This window comes from Pseudomonas sp. GM18, from assembly GCF_000282195.1.
In the GTDB taxonomy this organism is placed as follows: Bacteria; Pseudomonadota; Gammaproteobacteria; order Pseudomonadales; family Pseudomonadaceae; genus Aquipseudomonas.
In genome coordinates this window covers 40888-59179 of the sequence record NZ_AKJT01000038.1, presented here as the reverse complement: position 1 = coordinate 59179, position 18292 = coordinate 40888, and the positions used below count along the sequence as shown (strand labels likewise).

The window sequence follows — 18292 nt, the reverse complement described above, 5'->3', positions numbered from 1 at the left end:
GATATGAATTAGGACCGCGCTGAACGCCGTTATACTCGGCCCTCTGTTTGGGAGCCAGCATGATTTCTTTGCCAATTGATGAAGTTTTACCCGCCCTGCGTGAAGCCCTCGCTACACGCCACGAAGCTGTGCTCGAAGCACCGCCCGGTGCCGGTAAAACCACCCGGGTGCCGTTGGCCTTGCTCGATGAGCCGTGGCTGACCGGGCAGACCATTTTGATGCTCGAGCCGCGCCGGTTGGCGGCGCGGGCGGCGGCGGAGCGGTTGGCCAGTGAATTGGGTGAGAAGGTCGGCGAAACCGTTGGCTATCGCATTCGTCTCGACAGCAAGGTCGGCCCCAATACCCGCATTGAAGTGGTCACCGAAGGCATCCTCACCCGGCGTTTGCAGGATGACCCGGCGCTGGAAGGCGTGGGCTTGCTGATTTTCGATGAGTTTCATGAACGTAGTCTTGATGCCGACCTGGCCTTGGCCCTGAGCCTGAATGGCCGGGAGCTGTTCCGCGACGATCAACCGCTGAAAATTCTGTTGATGTCGGCGACCCTGGAAGGCGAACGCCTGGCCGGGTTGCTGGATGACGCGCCAATCCTGCGCAGCGAAGGGCGCATGTACCCGGTGGCGATGCGCTGGGGCCGGCCGTTTCAGCCCGGAGAGTTCATCGAGCCAAAAGTGGTGCAGACCATCCTCGACGCGCTGAACGATGAAACCGGCAGCCTGCTGGTATTTCTGCCGGGGCAGGCGGAAATTCGTCGTGTGCATCAACAATTGGCCGATGCGCTGGGCGAGGGCTCGCCGGTGTTGCTGTGCCCGTTGCACGGCGAGCTGGACCTGGCGGCGCAGCGTGCGGCGATTGATCCGGCGCCTGTGGGCAAGCGCAAAGTGGTGCTGGCCACCAACATCGCCGAAACCAGCCTGACCATCGACGGTGTGCGCGTGGTGATCGATGCCGGGCTGGCGCGCGTGCCGCGTTTCGACCCCGGCAGCGGCATGACCCGCCTGGATACTCAACGCATCTCCAAGGCCAGTGCCACGCAGCGCGCGGGTCGGGCCGGGCGCTTGGAGCCCGGCGTGTGTTATCGCTTGTGGTCGCAGGATCAGCACGAACAACTGGCGGCTTACGCCAGTGCTGAAATTCTCTCGGCGGACCTTGCCGGGCTGGCCTTGCAACTCGGTCGTTGGGGCGTGACACCGGGGCAGTTGGTTTGGCTGGATGTTCCTCCGGCAGCGGCTTATGCACAGGCCCAGGATCTGCTTGAGCGCTTGGGTGCGTTGGAGGGCGAAGCGTTGACCCGCCACGGTCAGGCCATGGCCGAACTGCCGGCGCATCCACGAATCGCGCATTTGCTGTTGCGTGGCCAGGCGCTCGGCCTGGCCGACATGGCCTGCGATGTCGCGGCACTGCTCGGCGAGCGCGATATCTTGCGTGGTGCTGGCGCGGACCTGCATAGCCGACTGGTGCTGTTATCCGGTGAAGAACGGGCAGCTCGCGGTGCGCAGGGCGGTGTTCAACGGGCTCGGCAACTGGCGCGGCAGTATCGCGGTTATTTGCGGGGCAAAGCGTCGGAGCCGGTCAGCGATCCCGAACATCCGCGCTGGCTCGGTGCGTTGCTGGCATTGGCTTATCCCGACCGGGTCGCCCAACAGCGGCGGGCCGGTGGCGCTGAATATCGCCTGGCCAACGGTCGAGCGGCATTGTTCGCCGAGGCCGACAGTTTGATGAAACAACCGTGGCTGGTGATCGCCGATCTGGGCAGTCGTCAGGGCCAGCGTGAAGAACGGATTTATCTGGCGACGGATTTTGATCCGGCGCTGTTCGACTCGGTGCTGGCCGAACAGGTGCGCTGCGTCGATCAATTGGATTGGGATGAACGCGAAGGCGTGTTGCGGGCCGAGCGTCAGCGTAAGGTCGGTGAATTGATCCTCAGCCGCGAGCCATTGACCGGACTCGATGAGACCGCCCGCAGTCAGGCGTTGGTGAATCTGGTGCGGCGCAAAGGTCTGGAGCTGTTGCCCTGGACGCCAGAGCTGCGTCAGTGGCAGGCGCGGGTTGCGTTGTTGCGGCAGTTGGATCTCGCGGGTAAAGACGAGAGCGAATGGCCGGATGTCAGCGACGCGGCACTGGTCAAAAGTCTCGAACATTGGCTGATGCCGTATCTGGGGAAAGTTTCGCGGCTCAGTCACTTCGCCAATCTGGACCTGTCGAGCATCGTGCACAACCTGCTGCCGTGGCCGTTACCGCAACGGCTCGAAGAGCTGGCGCCGCATCATTTGAGCGTGCCGTCGGGCTCGTCGATTCGCCTGGATTACAGCGAGCAGCCACCGATTCTGGCGGTGCGTCTGCAGGAGCTGTTCGGCCTGGCCGAGACCCCACGCATTGCCGGTGGGCGGCAGGTGGTCAAACTGCATTTGCTGTCCCCGGCGCGGCGGCCGGTGCAGGTGACGCAGGATCTGGCGAACTTCTGGCGCAGCACCTATGCCGAGGTGAAGAAGGATTTGAAGGGGCGGTATCCGAAGCATTATTGGCCGGATGATCCGTTGGTGGCCGAGGCGACGGCGCGGATCAAACCCCGTAAGTAGCGCCGCAGGTGTTTTAAGGCGCAGCCGGTAACAGAAACCGCGCAATCACCGGCAAGTGATCGGAAATGCGCAGCGTATCGTCCTGCCGCACCCGTGCTTCGACCCGTTTGATGCGCGGGCTGTAAAACAGGTAGTCGACGGTCCGGTCCGGCCCGTTCAAGCCGGGATCGTTCGGGTAATGGGTCAACCATTGCGCCCGGTCGATCCCGCTGGCTTCGTTGTTGGTGGGGATCATCGGGTATTTGTCCCACAGCACATGCAGCGCGCTGTCGGCGGAGTAGGGCGTGCGTTGCTCGGCGGGCAGGCGTTGATACTGGCCCAGCGGCAACAGATTGAAATCACCACCGATCAACCACGGCGTGCCGCGGCTTTCGAACTTGTCGAGCACCCTGGCCACGGCGGCCACTTGGGTTTGCAAGGTATCGTCGAGCTGGGTGGCGCGGTCCAGATGGGTGTTGAGCACGGCCATCTGGCCGCCGTCGTTCAATGGCAGGTACGTGACCAGCAAGGCGTCTTTCGGCTTGAACTGACGGCTGATGAGATTGGCCGGCGCGACCGGCAATTGCAGGCGTTCGGCGTGTTCGATCCGGTAGCGGCTCAGGGTCGCCAATTGCCGGCCAACGCTGCCGAAAATATGCGGTTCAGGCACGAAGTCGGCTTTCCAGTCGAAGGCCTGAGTGGTGCACGGATACAGGTCGGTGACCCTATCCTGAAGCAATTTGAACTGGTTCTGGTAGTCGCTGGCCTTGGCGCCGTCATCGAGTTCCTGCAACAGCACGATGTCCGGTTGCTCGTCGCGAATCACCCGCGCCACTTCGTCGAGGCTGAAGGCCATGTCTTCAGGCGTAGGGCTCTCGTCGTCTCCTGCGGCCAGGTCGTTCCAGAACACATAGCGCTTGCCGGCCAGGTACTGGACGTTCCAGGTCATCACCTTCAACGCCTGACCGGGCACCAGCGTCGGCGCCTGGGCGTTGCAACTGACCGGCAGCGCTTCCTTGGCGTCGGGGCGCCAGGTCAGGCTGTAGATCAGCAATGCAATCAGGCTGATGGCGATCAGCAGGCCCAGCAGGGTGTAGCGCAGTAGACGGGGCATGGCTCGGCTTATCGCGTTACAAGATTGACCCCGAGCATAACCGAGAGCAGCGCCAAAGCCCAAGGGTAGAGCGGTCAGAGCCGCTCATCAGATTTCTCGGGCGCATCGGCGATCAGCATGAACAAGCGGAACAGCACCACGCTGGTGAACAGCTGCAGGAAGCTGTGGGCGCTGTCGATCAGCAGTGAGATCACCGGGTTCTGCGGGTCAGGGTAAACCGCCAGCGTCGCTCCCTTGAGCACCCACAGCGGGCCCATCACACAGAGAATGCACACCAGAATGCGCATGAAATGCCCGCGGGTCAGGCGCAGGCTTTCCTTCATCGCCGCCAGCGGTGCCAGGCCGCGCAACACCAGCAGGTACTCGCCGAACGCCAGCGTCACCATCAGCCAGATGCCCGGCAGGAAATACAGTGACAGGCCGACCAGGATCAGCAGGGTATTAAGGGCGGTCAGCACGGCGAAGCGCGGCCAAAGGGTCGCGGCGCTCGCCAGCAGGTCGCGGGTACGCGGCGATTCGCCGCGGCTGCGGGCATCGAGGAACAGGATCAGCGCGGCGGTGTACAGCGGATACACCAGCAAGCCGACAATCACACTGATGCCGGCGAAACTGTCCGGCCCGGTGGAGTGGTCGACCACTTGTTGCAGCAGCGCCTCGACAATCACCAGCGGCAGGCACAGCTGCACGATCTGGCCCAGATTGCGCTTGAAGAAATACAGAGAGTCACGCAGTACATCGAACGAATTCATCAGTCGGTATCGCAGGTTGAAAGCAGTGCCTCACTTTAACCGATCAAACCCTTCGGGACACAAACGTAAACGTTCGGTAAAGGTCATTGAAACATCCTGTATCAGCCCCATTACTGGTGAGCACCTTATCCACTGTGGGTGAGGGCAACGATATTCCCGGCAATCTACGAGGTCGCCATGAACAGCGAAGAACAAACCCTGATCGATGGACTGTTTTCCCGGCTGCAACAGGCCGAAACGGACTCAGCCCCGCGCGACGCCCAGGCCGAAGCACGGATCAAGGAGCACCTGACTCGCCAGCCAGCGGCGGGTTATTTCATGACCCAGGCGATTCTGGTGCAAGAGGCAGCCATCAAGAGCCTCGACGAACAGAACAAGCAACTCACCCAGCAAGTGCAGCAATTGCAGGCCGAACTGCAACAGGCCAAGGCGCAGACAGCGGCGCCGGCGCCGAGCGGCGGCTTTTTGTCGAGCATTTTCGGTGGTGCTTCCCGTGATCCACAGCCTGCGCCGACTCAAAGCGCAGCCCCGTCGAATGGCGGCTGGCGTGAACCAGGACGGCCGTCGTTCAACTCGCAGCCGCAGCAAAACTTCGGTGCACCGCCTGCGCAGCAGAATTTCGGAGCGCCGCCTCAGCAGAATTACGCACCGCAACAGCCTGTCGGCAGCGGTTTCCTCGGCGGTGCCTTGAAAACGGCAGCGGGCGTGGCCGGTGGCGTGATGCTGGCGCAAGGCATCAGCAGCCTGTTCCATCACAATCAGCAACCGGAAGTGGTTGAGGTCATCAAGGAAGAACCAGCCCAGGTCAACAATCAGAGTGACAGTGGCAATGGCTGGGGCGACGATCAGCGCGTGGCTGACAACTCCAGCGATCAGGGCGGTTTCACCGACGCGAATTACGACGATGACGGTTCATCGTTCTTCGGTGGCGATGACGACGACTCCTTCGTCTGACCTGCCATTCGTCCGGAGCGCCATGGCGCTCCGGGCCGATTATTCGCGGAACAATCCTTCTGGCTGGCATACTGGGCGACTTTTCGGGCCTGGAGCCTGATCCAGCCCGCGCGCCTGTGCGCCAAGACCCCGCGCGCCAGCGCGTTGAGAGGATGTGCGGTGAAAAAAATCGCAGTGTTCGCCGATGTCCAGAACCTCTATTACACCGTGCGTCAGGCCTATGGTTGCCACTTCAACTACGCCGCTTTGTGGGCTGACGTCAGCAAGCAGGGGCAGATCGTCGAGGCCTATGCCTATGCGATCGATCGTGGCGACAGCAAGCAGCAGCAGTTCCAGCAGATCCTGCGCAACCTCGGCTTCATCGTGAAGCTCAAGCCCTACATCCAGCGCAGCGACGGTTCGGCCAAAGGCGACTGGGACGTGGGCATCACCCTCGACATCATGGACGCCGCCGACCATGTCGACGAAGTGGTGCTGGCCTCCGGCGACGGTGATTTCGACATGCTGCTGGAGCGCATCATCGCCAAGCACGGCGTGCAAGCGGTGGCCTACGGTGTGCCGGGCCTGACGGCCAACTCGCTGATCCGCGCCGCCAGTCGTTACGTGCCGATCGAAGGCGCGTTGCTGCTCAAGAATTGATTTTTACGGAGTTGAAACAGGTTTGGAACGCATAGCAGTCATCGACTTTGAAACCACCGGGATCTCCCCGAGCAGCAGCTGCCGGGCCACGGAAATTGCCGTGGTGATTCTTGAACAGGGGCGCATCGTCGAGCGTTACCAAAGCCTGATGAATGCCGGCGTGCGGGTGCCGGCGTTCATTGAACAACTGACCGGCATCAGCAACGCCATGCTGCGCACCGCGCCTTCGGCCGAGCAGGTGATGAACGAGGTCAACGAATTCGTCGGCATCACGCCGCTGCTGGCGCACAACGCTGCGTTCGACCAGAAGTTCTGGGACTACGAGCTTGGGCGAATCAAACGTACACGCTTGCAGAACTTTGCCTGCTCACTGTTACTCGCCCGCCGCCTGATGCCCGCCGCACCGAACCACAAACTCGGCACCCTCACCACCTTCGCCAGCCTGCCCAATACCGGCAAGGCTCACCGGGCCATGGCCGACGCGGAAATGGCCGCCAACCTGACGGCACATCTGGCGCAAGAGCTGCGGCAAAAGCATGGGTTGCGCGAGTTGTCCCATGATCTGCTGTGCAACTTGCAGAAAGTGCCGGCGGCGAAGATCAATGAGCATTTGAAGCGGTATCGCGGGTTCTGACAGAAGCACCTATGGACCTCCTACGGGGGAATTATTTTCCATTTCCTTCCAGTTGACCCAACGGCACGCGCTTTTCGATGGCGCTGGACAATACAATCGAGGTCTTGCTGAACCCAAACGTGGCGATCCGGTTGATCAACTCTTCCAGCTCCGGCATCGAGCCCACTGCCGCTTGCATGATTACGCACGGGTCGCCGGTGACGCGATGGCACTCGGTGAGCTGTGGGATTTTGATCAGTTCGTCGTAGGTTTTCTGGTTGCCGTGCTGGTTCAGGCGCAGTTCGATGACGCACTGGATCGGCAGGCCGATTTTGGACATGTCGACTTTCGCCTGGTAGCCGGTGATCACCCCGCAGGCCTCAAGTTTGGCGACGCGTTCGGCCACCGCCGGAGCGGACAGATTCACCTTGCGCGCCAGATCGGCGTAGGACGCACGACCGTTTTCCAACAGGGCGCTGAGGAGCATGCGGTCGTATTTGTCCATCGTGGCCTACCTGAAAAATGACTGACTTTCGAAAGCACGGTTTATAGCGCCGAACTCCGTGTTTTGAAAAGTGTACCGGCGCTATAAACAGGTTTTGTAGCTTATTTTCCGCTGTTGGCCTTTCTAGAATAGCTGCTCTCCTTGTCTTGTTCCTCGAGTTGCCCATGTCTGGTCTACGCCGTTTTTCCTTACCGTTGATCGCTGCTTTTTTCGCGTTGTACGTGATTTGGGGGTCGACTTACCTGGTGATTCGTATCGGCGTGCAGTACTGGCCGCCGTTGCTGCTCGCCGGTATTCGCTTCGTGCTCGCCGGGACGTTGATGTACGCGTACCTGCGCTGGCGTGGAGCGCCGGCACCGACCTGGGCACAGTGGAAAGCCGCGGGGATCATCGGGATTTTGCTGCTGACGTGCGGTAACGGTGCGGTGAGCGTCGCCGAACACACGGGCGTAGCCTCTGGCGTGGCCGCGCTGGCGGTGGCGACGGTGCCGCTGTTTACCTTGCTGTGCGGGTATTTCTGGGGCGCGCGTAATACCCGTCTCGAATGGGCTGGGATTGCGCTCGGGCTGATCGGCATTGCCATGCTCAACCTCGGTTCCAATTTGCAATCGAGCCCTTTGGGCGCGGCGTTGCTGGTGTTCGCGGCGGCTTCCTGGGCCTTCGGCTCGGTGTGGAGCAAACACTTGCCATTGCCTCAGGGCGCGATGGCCAGTGCCGTGGAAATGCTGGTGGGCGGCGTGGTGTTGTTGATCGGCAGCGCGGCGAGTGGCGAGCGTCTGGAAAGTCTGCCGCCGATCGAAGGCTGGGCGGCGCTGGCGTACCTGACCATTTTCGGTTCGATCATCGCCTTCAACGCCTACATGTACCTGTTGAAACACGTGCGTCCGGCCGCGGCCACCAGTTATGCCTACGTCAACCCGGCGGTGGCAGTGTTGCTGGGGATCGTATTTGCTGGCGAGACCATCGGTATCGAGGAAGCGCTGGCCATGGCGGTGATCATCAGTGCCGTGGTGTTGATCGGGTTGCCGCAGTGGCGCCGTGGCACAGATCGGCCAGCCCCTGCCGTGGTGGTGCCGACAGAATCCCGCGCGAATTAGGGTAAACTGCGCGCCATTGCACACTTGTTTCGCACAATCGCGCTGAATTTTCCTACGGTACTCTCATGACTTTCGCCACCCTTGGCCTGATCGAACCCTTGCTGCGCGCCCTCGAGACGCTTGGCTACCAGACCCCGACGCCGGTTCAGACGCAAGCGATTCCGGCGGTGCTGGCCGGTCGCGACCTGATGGCCGCGGCCCAGACCGGCACCGGCAAAACCGCTGGTTTCGCCTTGCCGCTGCTGCAATTGCTGACCATGGAAGGGCCGAAAGTCAACGCCAACTCCGTGCGCGCGCTGATCCTGGTGCCGACCCGCGAACTGGCCGAACAGGTTCACGAAGCCGTGCGCCAGTACGCCGAGAACCTGCCGTTGAGCACCTACGCGGTGTACGGCGGCGTCAGCATCAACCCGCAAATGATGAAGCTGCGCAAAGGCGTCGACCTGTTGGTCGCGACCCCGGGCCGCTTGCTCGACCTGTTCCGCCAGAACGCGCTCAAGTTCAATCAGTTGCAAACCCTGGTGCTGGACGAAGCCGATCGCATGCTCGATCTGGGCTTTTCCGAAGAGCTGGGGAACATTTACAAGGCACTGCCGAAGAAACGTCAGACGTTGCTGTTCTCCGCGACCTTCTCCGATGCCATCCGCATGCTGGCCGGGCAAATGCTCAACGACCCGCTGAGCATCGAAGTCAGCCCGCGCAACGTGGCCGCCACCACCGTCAAGCAATGGGTGGTGACGGTGGACAAGAAGCGCAAGCCCGAGCTGTTCATTCACTTGATGCGCAAGGGCAAGTGGAAGCAGGTGCTGGTGTTCGCCAAGACCCGTAACGGCGTAGACGCATTGGTGGAAAAACTCCAGGGCCTGGGCGTCAATGCCGACGGTATCCACGGCGACAAACCTCAGGCGACCCGTCAGCGGGCACTGGATCGCTTCAAGGCCAGCGAAGTGCAGATCCTTGTGGCTACCGACGTGGCTGCCCGTGGTCTGGATATCGAAGATTTGCCATTGGTGGTCAACTTCGACCTGCCGATCGTGGCAGAGGACTACATCCACCGCATCGGTCGTACCGGCCGTGCGGGTGCCACCGGGCAGGCGATTTCGCTGGTCTGCGCCGATGAAGTGAATCAGCTGTCAGCCATTGAGATGTTGACCCGTCAGACATTGACTCGCCAGATGGAGCCGGACTTCGAGCCCGAGCACCGCGTGCCGGATACCGATGCCAGCGGTCAGGTGATCAAGAAGCCGAAAAAACCGAAGAAGCCCAAAACCTCCGGTGGCGGTAAGCGCAACCTGGGTAAATGGGTCGAGAGCGGTGAGGCGTCAGCGCCGGAGCCTTCGATCAAGCCTGTGCGTAAAGTGCCAGTGTTCAATACCGGGCCGCGCAAGCGTAAGCCTTGATCCAGTAAAGATCGAAGATCGTTCCCACGCTCTGCGTGGGAATGCAGCCCGGGACGCTTCGCGTCCCTACCGATGCGGACGCAGAGCGTCCATTGAGGCATTCCCACGCAGAGCGTGGGAACGATCAGTGCTTCAGCCACTCCACCATCCCCAACCCCGCCGCACGCCCGCTGGCGAAACACGCGGTCAGTAGATAGCCGCCGGTCGGCGCTTCCCAATCGAGCATTTCCCCTGCGCAGAACACGCCGGGCAGTTGCTTGAGCATCAAACGTTCATCCATCGCCTCGAACATCACGCCACCGGCGCTGCTGATGGCTTCGTCCAATGGCCGGGTTTTCACCAGCGTCAGCGGCAATGCCTTGATCGCTTTGGCCAGCAGCGCCGGATCGGCAAAGCATTCGGCTGGTGTCAGCTCCCGCAACAGCGCTGCTTTCACGCCATCAAGCCCAAGCTGACTGTGCAGGTGTTTGGCCATGGAACGTGAGCCGCGCGGTTTACTCAGCGCCGCCTGGATTTTATCCACAGGCTTGCCCGGCAACAGGTCGAGGTGAAGGGTTGCCGAGCCGTGTTGATTGATCGCTTCGCGGATCGCTGCCGACAGGGCGTAGATCAAACTGCCTTCAATCCCCGTGGCGGTGATCACACATTCGCCGAGTCGTGGCACGTCGTCATTGAGGCCGATGGCGATGTTTTTCAGCGGGCTGCCGGCGAATTTGCTGACCATCAATTCGCTCCAGGCCTGCACCTCGAAGCCGCAATTGCTCGGTTGCAGTGGCGCCAGTCCTACACCGCGTTGTTCGAGCGGTAGCATCCAGGCACCGTCCGACCCCAGGCGCGACCAACTGCCTCCGCCGAGGGCTAATAAGGTTGCATTCGCTTGAACGGTTTTTTCGCCTTCGGGGCTGTCGATGCGCAAGTCACCGTTGTTATCCCAACCGAGCCAGCGATGGCGGGTGTGGATAACTACGCCGGCATCGCGCAGGCGTTTGAGCCAGGCACGCAGCAAGGGCGCGGCTTTCATGTCGGTAGGAAACACCCGGCCGGAACTGCCGACAAAGGTTTCGATGCCCAGGTCATGAATCCATTGGCACAGGGCTTCGGCGCCGAAGGCTCGCAACAGCGGCGCAATCTGCGGTGCCCGTTCGGCATAGCGTGAGAGAAATGCCGGGTAGGCCTCGGAGTGGGTGATGTTCATGCCACCGACCCCGGCGAGGAGGAATTTTCGCCCCACTGAAGGCATGCCGTCGTACAGGTCGACCTTGACCCCAGCCTGGCTCAACACTTCAGCCGCCATCAAGCCGGCTGGGCCGCCGCCGATGATGGCGACGTGAGGGGGAAGGGAAGTGGAGGGCTGGGTCATGGCGAGAGCTGCGGCGTGGCGGAATAAGCCGCGCATTCTACCAGTCCTGCTCCTTGTGGGAGGATTCGAGGGCTGGTTAAAAAACGACCATCGCTCTGTAGCCTATACCCCGCATGGGCTACAGACCCTTTCACTCAGGTTATCCACAGGCGGTTCCACAGGCATTGTGGGTAAAGACCCACACATCAATGACAACCTGATGACTGCCAGACCCGTTGGGCGCTGTGATGGAGGAGGCCATGACGGCGCGCCAGGGCCTTGCGGTCCTTGCTGTAGCCGCCGCCGATCACGCCGACCACCGGAATATCCCGGCCCAGGCAATGGCGCATCACGCGTTCATCGCGAGCGGCGACGCCTTCGTCTGTCAGCTTCAGATAACCCAGGGCGTCATCCTTATGCACGTCGACACCGGCGTCGTACAGCACCAGATCCGGTTGATAGAGCGGCAGCAGATAGTTGAGCGCGTCGTCCACCACCTTCAGGTAATCGGCATCGCCCATGCCCATCGGCAACGGAATGTCCCAGTCGCTTTCGGCTTTGCGTGCAGGAAAATTCTTTTCGCAGTGCAGGGAAACGGTCACCGCCTCCGGAGTGTTGTGCAGGATTCGTGCAGTCCCGTCGCCCTGATGCACATCGCAGTCGAAGATCAGCACCCGATTCACCCGGCCACTTTCTAGCAGGTAATGGCTGATCACCGCCAGGTCATTGAAGATGCAGAACCCGGCAGGGTGATCGTAATGCGCGTGGTGCGTGCCGCCGGCCAGGTGACAAGCCAAGCCATGTTCCAGCGCCTGTTCGGCCGCCAGCAGCGAACCGCCGACTGCCCGCACTGTGCGCCGGGCCAGTGCTTCGCTCCAGGGCAGGCCGAGGCGCCGCTGGTCTTCGCGGGACAACTCGCCGCTCATGTAGCGTTCGATATACGCAGGGTCATGGGCGAGGGCGAGAATATCCGCCGGGCACAGGTCCGGGCGCAGCAGGTCGGTGTCTCGGGTCAGGCCACTGTCCACCAGGTGATCGCGCAGCAGGCGAAACTTGTCCATGGGAAAGCGGTGTTCCGCCGGGAACTCGGGACTGTAGTCTTCATGGTAGATCAGGGGCAGGGGCATGGCTGATTTATCGGGGAAGCCTGTAGGAATGAGTGAACGATCCTACCAGCGATGTAGACTTGCGGCATGGAAACAGAGGGGAAGGGCACGATGGAGCCGATACTGGAACTCGAAAGCGCACGACTGTCGTTACGGCAGTGGCGCGATGAGGATTTGCCGGCGTTTGCGGCGATGTGCGCCGATCCACAGGTGATGCGTTATTTTCCGGCGCCCTTGAGTCGGCTGGAAAGTGCCTCGCTGATCGGGCGGGTTCGCGGGCATTTTGCCGAGTATGGTTTCGGCCTCTGGGCACTGGAGCGCAAGGACACCGGGGCGTTCATCGGGTTTACCGGGCTGGGGGTGGTCGGTTTCGACGCATCGTTCACGCCGGCCATCGAAATCGGCTGGCGCCTGGCGCGCGAGCACTGGGGCCTGGGTTATGCCAGCGAGGCGGCGTGGACCGCTCTGCGCTGCGGATTTGATCGCTTGGCGCTGCAAGAGGTCGTGGCGTTCACCACCGAAACCAACCTGCCTTCGCAAAAAGTCATGCAGGCGATCGGCATGCAGCATGATCCTGTTGATGACTTCGAGCATCCGAGGCTTGCAGCCGATCATCCGCTGCGCCCGCACGTGTTGTACCGCATCACCCGTGAGCAATGGCTGCAAACCTTGCATGGATAAGCAGGCGCGGACGTTTACAATGGCCCTCATGTTGAACCGGGCCATAAATTGAATCGACCGCCGCAGCCAAGACTGCGCGGCAGTGCTTTGAGTGAGGAGAGTCTGAATGAGCCAAGTGTTGGAAGATCTGGTGGACCTGCTGACCCTGGAACCGATTGAAGAAAACCTGTTCCGTGGCCGTAGCCAGGACCTGGGTTTCCGTCAGTTGTTCGGCGGCCAGGTGCTCGGTCAGTCCCTGTCGGCGGCCAGTCAGACAGTCGAAGCGGCGCGCCATGTGCATTCGATGCACGGTTATTTCCTGCGCCCGGGCGATGCCAAGTTGCCGGTGGTGTATCAGGTCGATCGGGTGCGCGATGGCGGCAGTTTCAGCACGCGCCGGGTGACGGCGATCCAGAAGGGCAACCCGATTTTCACTTGCAGCGCCTCGTTCCAGTACGACGAAGAAGGCTTCCAGCACCAGAGCGAAATGCCGCAAGTGGTCGGCCCGGAAAACCTGCCGTCGGAGCTGGAGATCACCCAGCAGCGCGCGCACCTGATCCCTGAGCACATGCGCGAAAAACTGCTGTGCCCGAAACCGATCGAAGTCCGCCCGGTGACCGAGAAAGATCCCTACAACCCGCGGCCTGCCGATCCGGTCAAATACGTCTGGTTCCGCGCCGACGGTGCCTTGGCCGACATCCCGGCGTTGCACAAATACCTGCTCGCCTATGCGTCGGACTTCGGTCTGCTGACCACCTCGATGCTGCCCCACGGCAAGTCGGTCTGGCAGAAAGACATGCAGGTCGCCAGCCTTGATCACGCCTTGTGGTTCCACGCCGACCTGCGCGCCGATGACTGGTTGCTGTACGCCATGGACAGCCCATGGGCCGGAAATTCCCGCGGATTCTCCCGTGGCAGCGTGTTCAACCGTGCCGGGCAACTGGTGGCCTCGGTCACTCAGGAAGGCCTGATTCGTCATCGCAAGGATTGGGCATGAGCTTGGCCGAAGTGCGGCACTGGGTGTTCGACATGGACGGCACCCTGACCGTGGCCGTGCATGACTTTGCGGCGATCCGCGTGGCGTTGGCGATTCCTGCAGAACACGACATTCTCACTCACCTCGCGGCGCTGCCGGCCGATGAAGCGGCGGCCAAGCATGCGTGGCTGCTGGAGCATGAGCGGGATCTGGCACTGGGTTCGAAACCGGCGCCGGGGGCGGTGGAACTGGTGCGTGAGTTGGCTGGGCGCGGTTATCGGCTGGGCATCCTCACGCGTAATGCTCGCGAGCTGGCGCATGTCACGCTGGAGGCCATCGGCCTGGCCGACTGCTTTGCGGTGGAGGATGTACTGGGCCGGGATGAAGCGCCGCCCAAACCACATCCCGGTGGTTTACTGAAACTGGCCGAAGCCTGGAAAGTGCCGGCGAGCGAGATGGTGATGGTCGGCGATTACCGCTTCGATCTGGATTGCGGCCGGGCGGCGGGGACGCGGACGGTGTTGGTGAACCTGCCGGATAATCCGTGGCCGGAATTGACCGATTGGCATGCGCGCGATTGCGTGGAGTTGCGGCAACTGATTTCGGTTTGAGGAATTGGTTGTCGGGTTAACCGCCATCGCGGGCAACCCCAAACTCACTGCCCAAACAAAGCCTTCTGCCCCTCAGGCGAGGTAAACATCCCGTCCCCATTGTGTCCGACCCCGGGCACTTCGATCAGCTGCTGACTCAACCCTTGAGGATGGCGCCGTTTCAGATAATTGAAATAGTTGCGTCCGCGAATCAATCGAGAAGCGCCCTGGGCTTTGGCCTCACAACTTTTATCCAGCGCCGGGTGATTCGGGTCGATGTCCTGCTGCCCGAGCAAATAAACGATGTCACGTTTGACGTAGTTTTCTTCCAGCTGCGCAGGTGTTTGCCCATTGGCATAGACGGGCAAGTCCGCCAGCCCGTACTTCCAGCGGTTGAAGTTCGGACACCCCGCGTGACTGAACGCCGCCGGCCGTTGCTCATTGAAATAGGCATACGACGACGGATTGGCGATCACATAGCGCACCTTCACCCCCGCAGTGTCGAGAGCTGGCTGAGGGTGGCTCAACAAGGCATAACGCTGAACCACCTGAGCGCCACCGGAGTGACCGGCGATGACGATTTGCTTCACGTCCGGAAACTGTCGCCGATCACCCAGGCGAGCGATGATTTCGTCGAGCGCCGCATAGGAGCTCAACGTAAACGGCGCTGTGGATAAGCCGCCGGCCATCCAGTCATTGCCCTGCCAGCGTAAAACGCTGTCAGGCACCGGATGGCTCGCGATGTCGGTTTCATTGAGGAACTGCGGGGCGAGCACCAAGGTGTTCGCGCTTTGCCCGGCCTGCTCGGCTGCGTGCTCGGCGCTCTGGCGGTAGGTTTCAGCGTTGCGCAAACGACCATGGATGATGATCAGCACCCGTTCGATCTTCTCCGGCGGTGTCGGGCCGATGCCCACCGCGATTTCGCCGGCGCTCAACAGCAGGCGCCCGGAACTGATCGCCTTGACCCCATGCTCGGCCGCCTGGGTGCTTGCGCAGGTGATCAACAGAGCCAGCAGCCACTTACGCATTACAGATTCTTCGCAGAAAAGGTATCGCACTGGCCGATCTCGCCCTGTGCGAATCCGGCTTTGAACCAGCGCACCCTTTGCGCTGACGTGCCATGAGTAAACGAGTCCGGCACCACGCGGCCCTGACCTTGCTGTTGCAAGCGGTCGTCGCCGATGGCGTTGGCGGCGTTCAAGGCTTCTTCGATGTCACCGGGTTCCAGCCAGTTCAGGCGCTTCTGCGCATTGTTGGCCCAGACACCGGCCAGGCAATCGGCCTGCAGTTCCTGACGCACCAGCAAACCACCGTCGCCCTCCATTTGCCGGCCCTGTTGGCGAGCGGTCTGAATCTTCGCCGAAACGCCGAGCAAGGTCTGCACGTGGTGTCCGACTTCGTGAGCGATAACGTAGGCCTGGGCGAAATCACCTGCGGCGGAAAAGCGTTGCGACATTTCCTGGAAGAAACTCATGTCCAGGTAGACCTTCTGGTCCGCCGGGCAATAGAACGGACCGGTCGCCGACGTCGCCAGGCCGCACGCCGAGTTCACCTGATTGCTGAACAGCACCAGGGTCGGGTCTTTATATTGCCGACCGGCCTGCTGGAAAATCTGGCCCCAGGTGTCTTCGGTGTCGCCGAGGATCGAGCGCACGAATTCGGCGCCTTCATCATTGGCCGGTGGTGCCTTGCGGGTTTGGGTAGTGGTCGGGGCCGATTGCTCGCTCATCTGCCCGGTCAATTGGCCGAGGATCTGCAACGGGTCCTGGCCGGTGATCCAGCCGATCCCGACGATCAACAGGATCGCCGTCAGGCTCAGGCCCTTGCCCCCACCGAAGCGCATCCCGCCGCCCCCACCGCCGACATCATCGCCACGGGCATCGACCACGTTGTCGCTGCGTCGGCCTTTTTTCCAAAGCATGGGGAGGAATCCTCGTTTGAATATGGTGATGAGTGTTGCTGGTCAGTGAGAGCGGCGCCAGTCCGGTCGTCTGTCTTTTACTGCGCACGGAATGTTTCAGACTTGTATTGAACACGGATAGCCCAGCGAATTCCTTCAGGGCAACAGGTTTTTACCGAGTGGGCGAATGCTTGTCTCGAGAATCACTGATCAAACTCACGCTATACCGGCGATATGCCGCGCAGCGATGTAGCCGAAGGTCAGCGCCGGGCCAAGATTGATGCCCCCGGCGGGATAGTGCCCGCCCATGATGCTGGCCATGTCGCCGCCCGCCGCGTACAGCCCGGCGATGGCTTGACCGGATGCGTCGAGGACTTGCGCGTGTTCGTTGACCTTGAGCCCGGCGAAGGTGCCAAAGCACCCGGGCTGAACCTTCACAGCGTAGAACGGGCCTTGTTCAATCGGCGCGACGCACGGGTTGGGCTGCTGCAACGCATCGCCCTGTTTGCGGTTGTAGGGCGTCGAGCCACGACCGAACAACGGATCTTCACCGTTGCGCGCATGCCGGTTGTACGCCTCCACCGTGCTGCGCAATCCGTTTGGGTCGATGCCGCAGGCCAGGGCCAATTCCTCGACAGTGTTGCCGGTTTTCAGATAACCGCTGCGGATAAAGGATGACAACGGCACCGGAAACGGCCGGGAGATTCCCAAGCCATAACGCCGCTGAAAACCATGGTCGCAGATCAGCCAGGAGGCGACTTCTTCGCCCTGCGGTGCGGCGGCGACCATGGCCGTCACGTAGTCGTAGTAGCCGTCGGCTTCGTTGACGAAGCGCCTGCCATTGCTCAGTACGCCGATGATCCCCGGTTTGCCGCGTTCGATGATGTGCGGGAAGTGGCCGATGCTGCCGTCACTGTGCGGCACTTGCGAAACCGGCGCCCAGGCCACGGGCGATGCCATGTCGCTGTTGACTCGCCCACCAGCGCTTTCGCCCAATCGCAAACCATCACCGGCGACGCCGAGAGGCGGCAGCGCCAGGTGTTCGTTGCCGGTCGGTGTGCGAGGGAACAGCGCCTTGCGCCGCTCGATGTCATTGGCAAACCCGCCGGCAGCGAGCACCACGGCCTTGCGCGCATGGATGCGGGTTTTGCCTTTGGCGGTGCTGACTACCGCTCCTCGGACCTGATCGCCTTCGTGAAGCAACCCGGTCACCGGTGCCGATTCCCAGAGCAAGACGCCCAGGTCTTCGGCGGACTTTGCCAGCCGGGCGATCAGTGCAACACCGTTGACCAGTTGCATCGCCCGGCCATGAACGGCGAGGTCGAGCAGGTGTCGGGTAAAGCGGCGGGTCACGTGCCATGCAGCGGGCAAAGAGCGGGTCAGGTTGAGAAATGCGCTCAGGTCCGTCCCCGCCATGATTGGCATGCCCATGAACGAAGTTTCCCGCATGGTTTTGCGAAGACGCTTCAGTAGCTTGCCGACTTTTCGCCCGTCATAAGGCGCAGCGATCACCGACCGTCCGCCGGTGCCGGCACCCGGCGTGTCGCCATGAATGTCGGCGATGGCGTTGCCGTCGGCGAATTGCAGGGAGGTGTGCTGCTCGAAGAACGCGACCATTCGCGGGCCCGCCTCAAGGAACGCGTCGATCATCGCCGGATCGTAACGCTCACCCAATTCGTGTTTCAGGTAGGTGCGCGGTTGCTCGACGTCTTCGACGATGCCGGCACGACGTGCCAGGGGATTGCACGGCACCCAGGCCCATCCACCGGACCACGCCGTGGCACCGCCGAATACCGGGTCTTTCTCGACCACGATCACTTTCAAGCCATGCCAGGCCGCGGTGACGGCTGCGGACAATCCGGCCGCGCCGGAGCCGACGATCAGCACATCGCATTCGATGTCCGCAAGGAAGTGAGATTCGGCAGGCATCGTCTAAAAGCTCCAGTGCGTATTTTTAGAATTTGATTCCAAAAAATATAAGAGTGTGATTGACCTAGGCAATCATTCAAGGCGTAAAGAGGGCGGTTATCGGACAGTTGGTTCCAGATTTTGCATTGCGTGGTTTGTCTTCTAGAATCGGCAAAATTTCGAGTGG

The 18292-nt window shown here is 61.5% G+C and carries 17 protein-coding genes; 9 read left to right on the top strand and 8 right to left on the bottom strand.

Annotation, left to right across the window (positions count from 1 at the left end; genetic code table 11):
* Positions 1-59: 59 nt before the first annotated feature.
* Positions 60-2576, top strand: a complete 2517-nt coding sequence (hrpB, locus tag PMI21_RS16860) for an ATP-dependent helicase HrpB (protein WP_007937352.1) — start codon at positions 60-62, stop codon at positions 2574-2576.
* A 13-nt stretch (positions 2577-2589) separates the two neighbouring features.
* Here the strand turns inward: hrpB and PMI21_RS16865 are convergent, their stop codons facing one another.
* On the bottom strand, positions 2590-3669 hold the full coding sequence (locus tag PMI21_RS16865; protein WP_007937350.1) for an endonuclease/exonuclease/phosphatase family protein: 1080 nt from the start codon (positions 3667-3669) through the stop codon (positions 2590-2592).
* A gap of 74 nt (positions 3670-3743) precedes the next feature.
* The gene (locus PMI21_RS16870; protein ID WP_007937348.1) at positions 3744-4418 is read right to left on the bottom strand and encodes a YciC family protein; all 675 of its coding nucleotides are present in this window, start codon (positions 4416-4418) and stop codon (positions 3744-3746) included.
* A gap of 177 nt (positions 4419-4595) precedes the next feature.
* Between PMI21_RS16870 and PMI21_RS16875 the strand changes: the two genes are divergently transcribed.
* From PMI21_RS16875 to PMI21_RS16885, 3 genes are all read left to right on the top strand, one after another.
* Positions 4596-5372 (top strand): DUF2076 domain-containing protein, encoded by a 777-nt coding sequence (locus tag PMI21_RS16875; protein ID WP_007937346.1) that lies wholly within the window; start codon positions 4596-4598, stop codon positions 5370-5372.
* 159 nt (positions 5373-5531) lie between these two features.
* A complete protein-coding gene (locus PMI21_RS16880) occupies positions 5532-6011 on the top strand; it encodes a LabA-like NYN domain-containing protein (RefSeq protein ID WP_007895393.1) in 480 nt (159 codons plus the stop codon).
* 22 nt (positions 6012-6033) lie between these two features.
* The gene (locus PMI21_RS16885) at positions 6034-6645 is read left to right on the top strand and encodes a 3'-5' exonuclease (RefSeq protein ID WP_007937344.1); all 612 of its coding nucleotides are present in this window, start codon (positions 6034-6036) and stop codon (positions 6643-6645) included.
* Positions 6646-6676: 31 nt separating this feature from the next.
* Here the strand turns inward: PMI21_RS16885 and PMI21_RS16890 are convergent, their stop codons facing one another.
* The gene (locus tag PMI21_RS16890) at positions 6677-7129 is read right to left on the bottom strand and encodes an Lrp/AsnC family transcriptional regulator (protein ID WP_007937341.1); all 453 of its coding nucleotides are present in this window, start codon (positions 7127-7129) and stop codon (positions 6677-6679) included.
* Between the two features lie 164 nt (positions 7130-7293).
* Between PMI21_RS16890 and yedA the strand changes: the two genes are divergently transcribed.
* Entirely contained in the window at positions 7294-8226 is a 933-nt protein-coding gene (gene yedA, locus PMI21_RS16895) for a drug/metabolite exporter YedA (protein WP_007937339.1), read from the top strand.
* Between the two features lie 65 nt (positions 8227-8291).
* On the top strand, positions 8292-9626 hold the full coding sequence (locus PMI21_RS16900) for a DEAD/DEAH box helicase (protein WP_007937337.1): 1335 nt from the start codon (positions 8292-8294) through the stop codon (positions 9624-9626).
* Positions 9627-9750: 124 nt separating this feature from the next.
* On the opposite strand, the gene PMI21_RS16905 is transcribed toward PMI21_RS16900, so the two are convergent.
* Positions 9751-10986: a TIGR03862 family flavoprotein gene (locus PMI21_RS16905; protein WP_177318283.1), complete on the bottom strand. Its 1236-nt coding sequence runs from the start codon at positions 10984-10986 to the stop codon at positions 9751-9753.
* A gap of 185 nt (positions 10987-11171) precedes the next feature.
* Positions 11172-12092, bottom strand: a complete 921-nt coding sequence (locus PMI21_RS16910) for a histone deacetylase family protein (protein WP_007937335.1) — start codon at positions 12090-12092, stop codon at positions 11172-11174.
* A gap of 90 nt (positions 12093-12182) precedes the next feature.
* Between PMI21_RS16910 and PMI21_RS16915 the strand changes: the two genes are divergently transcribed.
* The 3 genes from PMI21_RS16915 (at position 12183) to PMI21_RS16925 (ending at position 14318) form a co-directional block, all read left to right on the top strand.
* A complete protein-coding gene (locus PMI21_RS16915) occupies positions 12183-12752 on the top strand; it encodes a GNAT family N-acetyltransferase (RefSeq protein WP_007937334.1) in 570 nt (189 codons plus the stop codon).
* A 106-nt stretch (positions 12753-12858) separates the two neighbouring features.
* Positions 12859-13728, top strand: a complete 870-nt coding sequence (gene tesB, locus PMI21_RS16920) for an acyl-CoA thioesterase II (protein ID WP_007937333.1) — start codon at positions 12859-12861, stop codon at positions 13726-13728.
* Positions 13725-14318 carry an HAD family hydrolase gene (locus PMI21_RS16925; RefSeq protein ID WP_007937317.1) on the top strand — a complete coding sequence of 198 codons (594 nt, stop codon included), beginning with the start codon at positions 13725-13727 and terminating at the stop codon, positions 14316-14318. Before tesB ends, PMI21_RS16925 begins: the two co-directional genes overlap by 4 nt.
* Before the next feature lie 44 nt (positions 14319-14362).
* On the opposite strand, the gene PMI21_RS16930 is transcribed toward PMI21_RS16925, so the two are convergent.
* The 3 genes from PMI21_RS16930 to PMI21_RS16940 all read right to left on the bottom strand — a co-directional run bounded on the left by PMI21_RS16930 (position 14363) and on the right by PMI21_RS16940 (position 18126).
* Entirely contained in the window at positions 14363-15325 is a 963-nt protein-coding gene (locus PMI21_RS16930) for an alpha/beta fold hydrolase (RefSeq protein WP_007937315.1), read from the bottom strand.
* Positions 15325-16218 (bottom strand): KPN_02809 family neutral zinc metallopeptidase, encoded by an 894-nt coding sequence (gene ypfJ, locus PMI21_RS16935; RefSeq protein ID WP_007937313.1) that lies wholly within the window; start codon positions 16216-16218, stop codon positions 15325-15327. The genes PMI21_RS16930 and ypfJ overlap by 1 nt, the downstream gene beginning before the upstream one ends.
* Positions 16219-16413: 195 nt before the next feature.
* Positions 16414-18126: an FAD-dependent oxidoreductase gene (locus PMI21_RS16940; RefSeq protein WP_007937311.1), complete on the bottom strand. Its 1713-nt coding sequence runs from the start codon at positions 18124-18126 to the stop codon at positions 16414-16416.
* Between the last annotated feature and the right edge of the window lie 166 nt (positions 18127-18292).

Bases quoted from the DNA above. Each gene is read 5' to 3' on its own strand.
- hrpB (WP_007937352.1), top strand. From the start codon at position 60: ATGATTTCTTTGCCAATTGATGAAGTTTTACCCGCCCTGCGTGAAGCC.
- PMI21_RS16865 (WP_007937350.1), bottom strand. From the start codon at position 3,669: ATGCCCCGTCTACTGCGCTACACCCTGCTGGGCCTGCTGATCGCCATC.
- PMI21_RS16870 (WP_007937348.1), bottom strand. From the start codon at position 4,418: ATGAATTCGTTCGATGTACTGCGTGACTCTCTGTATTTCTTCAAGCGC.
- PMI21_RS16875 (WP_007937346.1), top strand. From the start codon at position 4,596: ATGAACAGCGAAGAACAAACCCTGATCGATGGACTGTTTTCCCGGCTG.
- PMI21_RS16890 (WP_007937341.1), bottom strand. From the start codon at position 7,129: ATGGACAAATACGACCGCATGCTCCTCAGCGCCCTGTTGGAAAACGGT.
- yedA (WP_007937339.1), top strand. From the start codon at position 7,294: ATGTCTGGTCTACGCCGTTTTTCCTTACCGTTGATCGCTGCTTTTTTC.
- PMI21_RS16900 (WP_007937337.1), top strand. From the start codon at position 8,292: ATGACTTTCGCCACCCTTGGCCTGATCGAACCCTTGCTGCGCGCCCTC.
- PMI21_RS16905 (WP_177318283.1), bottom strand. From the start codon at position 10,986: ATGACCCAGCCCTCCACTTCCCTTCCCCCTCACGTCGCCATCATCGGC.
- PMI21_RS16910 (WP_007937335.1), bottom strand. From the start codon at position 12,092: ATGCCCCTGCCCCTGATCTACCATGAAGACTACAGTCCCGAGTTCCCG.
- PMI21_RS16915 (WP_007937334.1), top strand. From the start codon at position 12,183: ATGGAGCCGATACTGGAACTCGAAAGCGCACGACTGTCGTTACGGCAG.
- tesB (WP_007937333.1), top strand. From the start codon at position 12,859: ATGAGCCAAGTGTTGGAAGATCTGGTGGACCTGCTGACCCTGGAACCG.
- PMI21_RS16925 (WP_007937317.1), top strand. From the start codon at position 13,725: ATGAGCTTGGCCGAAGTGCGGCACTGGGTGTTCGACATGGACGGCACC.
- PMI21_RS16930 (WP_007937315.1), bottom strand. From the start codon at position 15,325: ATGCGTAAGTGGCTGCTGGCTCTGTTGATCACCTGCGCAAGCACCCAG.
- ypfJ (WP_007937313.1), bottom strand. From the start codon at position 16,218: ATGCTTTGGAAAAAAGGCCGACGCAGCGACAACGTGGTCGATGCCCGT.
- PMI21_RS16940 (WP_007937311.1), bottom strand. From the start codon at position 18,126: ATGCCTGCCGAATCTCACTTCCTTGCGGACATCGAATGCGATGTGCTG.